5 protein-coding genes and 1 pseudogene are annotated in these 5,835 nt (G+C 73.8%); 5 read left to right on the forward strand and 1 reads right to left on the reverse strand.

What is annotated here, in order from left to right:
- Positions 1 to 470 (reverse strand): GntR family transcriptional regulator (locus tag L0B03_RS12790; RefSeq protein ID WP_250446325.1); only part of this gene is annotated, 470 nt, incomplete at its 3' end.
- A gap of 422 nt (positions 471 to 892) precedes the next feature.
- Between L0B03_RS12790 and L0B03_RS12795 the strand changes: the two genes are divergently transcribed.
- From L0B03_RS12795 to L0B03_RS12815, 5 genes and pseudogenes are all read left to right on the forward strand, one after another.
- Complete coding sequence (locus L0B03_RS12795) at positions 893 to 2,950, forward strand: GGDEF domain-containing phosphodiesterase (RefSeq protein ID WP_250446328.1); 2,058 nt, start codon at positions 893 to 895, stop codon at positions 2,948 to 2,950.
- Positions 2,951 to 2,953: 3 nt separating this feature from the next.
- A complete protein-coding gene (locus L0B03_RS12800) occupies positions 2,954 to 3,526 on the forward strand; it encodes a DUF5317 family protein (RefSeq protein ID WP_250446330.1) in 573 nt (190 codons plus the stop codon).
- Positions 3,523 to 4,200, forward strand: a complete 678-nt coding sequence (locus L0B03_RS12805; protein ID WP_250446332.1) for a ceramidase — start codon at positions 3,523 to 3,525, stop codon at positions 4,198 to 4,200. Before L0B03_RS12800 ends, L0B03_RS12805 begins: the two co-directional genes overlap by 4 nt.
- Positions 4,197 to 5,291, forward strand: a complete 1,095-nt coding sequence (locus L0B03_RS12810; RefSeq protein WP_250446336.1) for a GGDEF domain-containing protein — start codon at positions 4,197 to 4,199, stop codon at positions 5,289 to 5,291. Before L0B03_RS12805 ends, L0B03_RS12810 begins: the two co-directional genes overlap by 4 nt.
- A 104-nt stretch (positions 5,292 to 5,395) precedes the next feature.
- A pseudogene (locus L0B03_RS12815) lies at positions 5,396 to 5,835 on the forward strand (bifunctional 3'-5' exonuclease/DNA polymerase); the annotation flags it as partial.

A 5,835-nucleotide genomic window follows, 5' to 3' on the forward strand; every position in this document is an offset into this window, starting at 1 on the left:
ATCCGCGCCACGTGGGGCCGCAGGCCGGCGAGGGCCCGGCGCAGGTGCGGGCTGGCCATCGCCTCGTCGACGGCCGCGTCGAGCTCGGCGACCACCGCGTAGTAGGCGGTGCGGGCGGGGTCGTGGTCGAGCAGGAGGGCAGGTGCGGCCGCGAAGCGCTCCGCGAGCGCCGTGAAGACAGCCGACGAGCCGCGCCGGGCCGCGAGCCGGGCGGCCTGGGTCTCGAGAGCCTCGCGGAGCTCGACGAGGTGCCGTACGTCGGCCGCGTCGAGGCCCGAGACGACGAGGGTGCGTCCCCGCGACGTGGCGAGCCCGTCGGCGACCAGCCGGGCCAGGGCCTCACGCAGGGGGGTGCGCGAGACGCCGTGGCGCCCGGCCTGCTCGACCTCGCTGAGCTCGGTCCCGGGTGCGAGGTCCCAGGCGACGATCTCGGCCCGCAGGGCCTGGTAGACGCGGTCACTGGCACGCATGGCCTGACGATACGTGACCGAATCGCTTCTGTATACACGACTGCTCCAAGTTGGCAGATCGACGGCCTCCTTGACGGCTTCTGCATACACAGCTGCGTCAGAGTCAGGATCGCCGCCAACTCTGTGACTCGACGGCGGCATGTCCATAGACCTTGGTCACATCGATACGGGAGAATCAGTCAAGGCCGCGCCCCTGCCGGCCGATGACACCCATGAACGGCGAGCGCACTCGTCACCACCCGCTCGGGGTGGTTGCCGGGGGCAGGGGCGGCCACGGCCGCGAGGTGCCGATCGACTGACGAGGAGCTCGACATGGACAAGTGGCGCATCCTGCAGAACAGCACCGTCGTACGCATCAGCGTGAGCGCAGCCACCCTGGTGGCCGCCGCGGCGGTGGTCGGCGCAGGGCACAAGTGGTAGCTGTGCGACCTCGGGGCCCGGACGGGAGGGCGACCGACGCCGCCCTCCCGTCCGCGCTCCTCAACGCCTACGTCGCTCTCGTCGGTGCGCTCGGTGCTGCCGCGCTCACCGCGTCCGTCGTCGGTGGCTCGTGGCCCTCGCTCACCAGCGCGGCAGCAGCTCCCATCGCCTTCCTCGCCGTCGCCGCCGTCATCGGGGAGACCCGCTCGCTCCCCGTCTCCCGGACCGAGGTCCCGGCGGAGACGATCTCCACCTCGACCCCCTTCGTCCTCGCGCTCATGGCCTTCGGCGGGGTCGCCGTCGCGGTCGCGGTCCAGGCCGTCGCGAGCCTCATCGACGACCTCGTCAACCGGCGCCCGCTGCGCAAGTCGGCCTTCAACACCGCCCAGTACGCCGTGAGCGTGGTCGTGGGCCGCGCCGTGTACTCCAGCCTGACCGACGTCCCGTTCTTCGGAGGGCCCGACCGGGTCGAGGCCGACCACCTCGGCGCCCTCCTCACGGCCGGTGTCGTGATGATCGCGGTGAATCGCGCCCTCGTCGCCGTCGTCGTCTCGCTGGCGACCAGACGCCCCGTGGCCACCATCATCAGGGAGGACGGCTGGTCCGTCAGCGCCACCCATGTGGTGCTGCTCTCGATCGGCGCCGTCGCCGCCCTCGTCGCGCAAGAGGGTGTCGGGGTGCTCGCGCTCCTCGCCGGACCGGTCATCGCGGTGTACCTGACCGCAGCCTCAGCCGTGCGGAGCAACGACCAGGCCACGCATGACTCCCTCACCGCCCTCGGGAACCGCGACCGGCTGTACCGCGAGCTCGACCGGCTCCAGGAGGTGGCGCTCCGGACGCCCTCGGCCGCCCCCGGGCTCGTCCTGGTGGACCTCGACCACTTCAAGGACATCAACGACACCCTGGGCCACCCCGTGGGCGACCAGCTGCTCCGACAGGTCGCCGCCCGTCTCGTCTCCTCCCTCGACGACCCGAGCGCGGCGCACCGCCTCGGCGGGGACGAGTTCGCCGTCGTCGTCACCGGTGGTCTCGAGGAGACCCAGCGCACGGCACACGCCCTGCTGGCCTCGCTCGAGGACCCGATGCGGGTGGGCGAGCTCGAGCTGCTGGTCCGCGCGAGCGCAGGCGTGGCCGTCGCGCCCGAGCACGGCGCCGACGCCGAGACCCTCATGAAGAACGCCGACATCGCGCTCTACCAGGCGAAGGTCGACCGCGACCGGATCACCACCTACTCGAGCGAGTTCGACGTCAACACGGTCGAACGGCTCCAGCTCCTCGCCGACCTGCGCTCGGCGATCGAGACCGGTGAGCTGGGCGTCGAGTACCAGCCCCAGGTCGACCTCACCTCACGCACCGTCGTGGGCGTCGAGGCCCTCATCCGCTGGCAGCACCCCGCGCGCGGGCCGGTGGCCCCCGACGACTTCATCCCCCTCGCCGAGAACTCCGGGCTGATCGCCGAGCTCACGGTCCACGTCCTCGACACCGCCCTCGCCGAGCTCGCCCGCTGGCGCACGGCCGGGCACGACGTCCGTCTCGCGGTCAACCTCTCCGCCCGGCACCTCTCCGACCTGGCCCTGCCCCGTCAGGTCACCGAGGCCTTGCTGCGTCACGAGGTCCCGGCGTCCTCCCTCGTGCTCGAGGTCACCGAGACAGGCATCCTCTCCGACCCGGCCCGGGTCGACACCGTCATCGCCTCGCTGCGGGCCCTCGGAGTCGCCATCGCCGTGGACGACTACGGCACCGGCCACGCCTCGCTCAGCTACCTCAAGCGGCTCGAGGTCGACGAGCTCAAGATCGACAGGTCCTTCGTGAGCGACATGGGCCGGGTCAGCCACGACTACATCATCGTGCGCTCGACCATCGCCCTCGCCCGTGACCTGGGCCTGCGGGTGATCGCCGAGGGCATCGAGGAGGAGGGGACCGCGGTCTCCCTGCACGCCCTCGGGTGCTGCATCGGCCAGGGCTTCCACCTGGGCCGCCCCACGAGCCCAGCGGCGATCCTCGAGCGGCTGAACACCGAGCGTCAGGTCGTCGTGCCGACGCCGACCGGTCCACGCTGACCCGTGCTCCTCGCCGTGGCGTGCGTGGTCGCCGTCCTCTCCCCGCTGATCGCCGGGCGCTGGCCGGCGGGTCTGCTGCTGCACCGCTGGCGACTGCCGTGGCTCGTCTGGGTCACCCTGCTGGTGCAGGGGCTGGCCCTCACGGCGCCGCTGCCCCGCGGCCTCGTCGCCGTGCTGCACGTCGCGACCTACGGCCTCGCCCTGGGCTTCCTGTGGATCAACCGGCAGATCCCCGGGGTACCCCTGGTCGGGCTCGGGGCAGCGTCGAACGCCGTGGGCATCGCCGTCAACGGCGGTGTGCTGCCCGTCTCGCCAGCGGCCGCTGCCGCCGCGGGCCGCACGCACCGCGAGGGTTTCTCCAACGCGGCGGTCCTCGAGGAGCCGCTCCTCCCCTGGCTCGGGGACGTCGTCGCCTGGCCCGCTCCCCTGCCCCTGGCCAACACCGCCAGCGTCGGGGACGTCCTGGTCCTGCTCGGCGTGCTCCTCGCCGCCTGGAGCAGCACCCGACGGCTCGGTCGATCAGCCGCACCACCTGAAGCACACGAACCACGGTCGGGCGAGGTGACCGCGAGATGACCACGACCCCCGCCGACGACCCGGGCCCCGGCTGCGAGGCCCTCGCCCCGGGCCTGCTCGCCGAACCGGTCGCCGCCGTCTCGAGCCTGGCCTTCGTCCTGGCTGCCCTGGTGATCGTGCTGGCGACGCGCGGCCGGTCCGGGTACGCCCTGCTCGTCGCAGGCGTGGGCATCGGATCGGTGATCGCCCACGGCCCCGACCCCACGTACGCCGACCTCGCCCACGACCTGCCGCTGGCCGCGACCCTGGCCTTCGTCGCGGCCGACTCGGCGGCGACGCTGCTGCGTCGCTCACGCCCGTGGTGGTGGTGGGTCGGCCCGACAGCCGCTCTGGTCCCCGTCATCCTGCTCGCCCCGCAGGCCGCGGACCTCGCCCAGGTGGGGTTCGCCGTCCTCGCGGTGGGCCTCACCGTGCTGCGCGCGGTCCGGGACCCCGCCTCGAGGACCCGGATCATCTGGAGCGTCGGGCTGCTGGCCGTCGGCGGCGTCGTCGGCACCCTCTCCCGTGCCGGGGGACCGTTGTGCGTCCCGGAGAGCCTGGTCCAGGGGCACGCGATCTGGCACGTGCTGGCCTCCGCCGCACTCGTGGTCCTGGCCCCGGTCCTCGCACCCCAGGGCGGCATCACCCGTTCGCCTGATCATGACGCGCCCGAACCAGCCGATGATCAGGCATGAGGGTCGACCTGCCGGTCATGCCGTTGAACGCGCCGCTGATCGCACCGCGGGACCGTGCTGCGACCGCCCGGACCCTGCTCACGGTGACGACCATCGCCTTCGTCGTGACCGTCGGCTGGGAGGTCCACGCCCTGGCCCTCGGGCGCGAGACGACCACGCCGGGCACAGCCCTCGGCGCCACCGCGGTGGCGGCCCTGCTGCTGGCCGGCGCCCTGGCGTGCTGGCGCAGACCCGAGCGGGTACCACCTGCCGGGTACGCCGCCATCCCGGCCCTCGGCGTCGTCATGGTCGCGGGCATCGGGCTGGTCAACCAGGACGCGACAGCCGCGGGCCAGTACGGGTACGTGTACCCCGTGGTGCTCGCGGCCGCGCACTTCCGCCGCGGTTTCGCGTGGGCCGTGACCGGGACGTCGGTGCTCTGCGCTGCCGTCGTGGCCCTGGCGGTGCTGCCCCGGCAGGACGCCGTCTCCGACGCGGTCCTGGTCGGCGCCGGGCTCGTGACGATGACCCAGGTCCTGGTGACCCTCGTGGGCTACCAGGAGCGGCTGGTCGCCCGCCTCAACGCCCTCGCCACGGCTGACCCGCTCACAGGCCTGGCCACCCGGCGCGAGCTCGAGGAGGTCGCCGAGCGTGCCCTCGCGGCGCCACGTCACGGCGAACGCCGCACCCACCCCGAGCAGGCCGTCGGGCTGATGCTCATCGACGTGGACCACTTCAAGACCATCAACGACACCCACGGGCACCCCGTCGGCGACGCGGTGCTCGTGCACGTGGCCGACCGGGTCCGGGCCGTCGTCCGGGCCGAGGACACGGTCGCGCGGCTGGGGGGTGACGAGCTCGCCGTGCTCACCACGGGTGAGCCCGCCGCCGTCACGGCCCGGGCGCGGCGGGTGCACGCCTCGATCCGGGAGCACCCCTACCAGCACGGGGGCGAGCCCCTCGGCCTCACGGCGAGCGTCGGCGTGGCCGACACGCCACGCGGTCACCTCACCTGGACCGAGCTCTACGCCGCGGCCGACGCCGCCCTCTACCGGGCGAAGGTCGCCGGCCGGGACACGGTCCTGCAGGCCGGGGCCGGGCCGACGCCGTGAGCCGCTGACCACCGCGGTGTCGCACCCGTGGTGGCACCCGGTGTGGCACCCGTTGTGGCACCGGGCGTGGCACCGGGCGTCGGTGGTGGCCGCCACACTGGGGCGTGACCTACCTGGTGATCGTCGACGACCCCACGCGGCCGGGCGCCGTCGTCGTGCACGAGGTCACCGACGCAGGTGACCTTCTCTCCTCGGTAAGCGTGGCCGGCGCCGAGCTGCCCGGCGTGGTCGCCGCCCGCGAGGCCGGGCGTCCGCGCTGGGTGTGGGACGACACCGCCCGTCGGTACCCGCCGCTGCTGGCCGCGGGGGTCAGGGTGGCCCGGTGCCACGACCTGCGCCTGTGCCACGCGGTGCTGCGACGCAGCGCCCGCTGCCAGGACTCGGCTCTGGCCCGCGCGACCCCAGGGCCGTGGGACGGTCCTCGACCCGAGGAGCACCACCCGCCGGCCGCGACCCTCTTCGACGACGCCCCCCCCTCGGCCGCGGCTACCGCGCTCGACCCCCTCGCCGAGCTGGGGCTCCAGCTCGCCGCCGTGGCCGGCTC

The organism is Actinotalea sp. C106, assembly GCF_023630195.1.
Taxonomy (GTDB): domain Bacteria; phylum Actinomycetota; class Actinomycetes; order Actinomycetales; family Cellulomonadaceae; genus Actinotalea.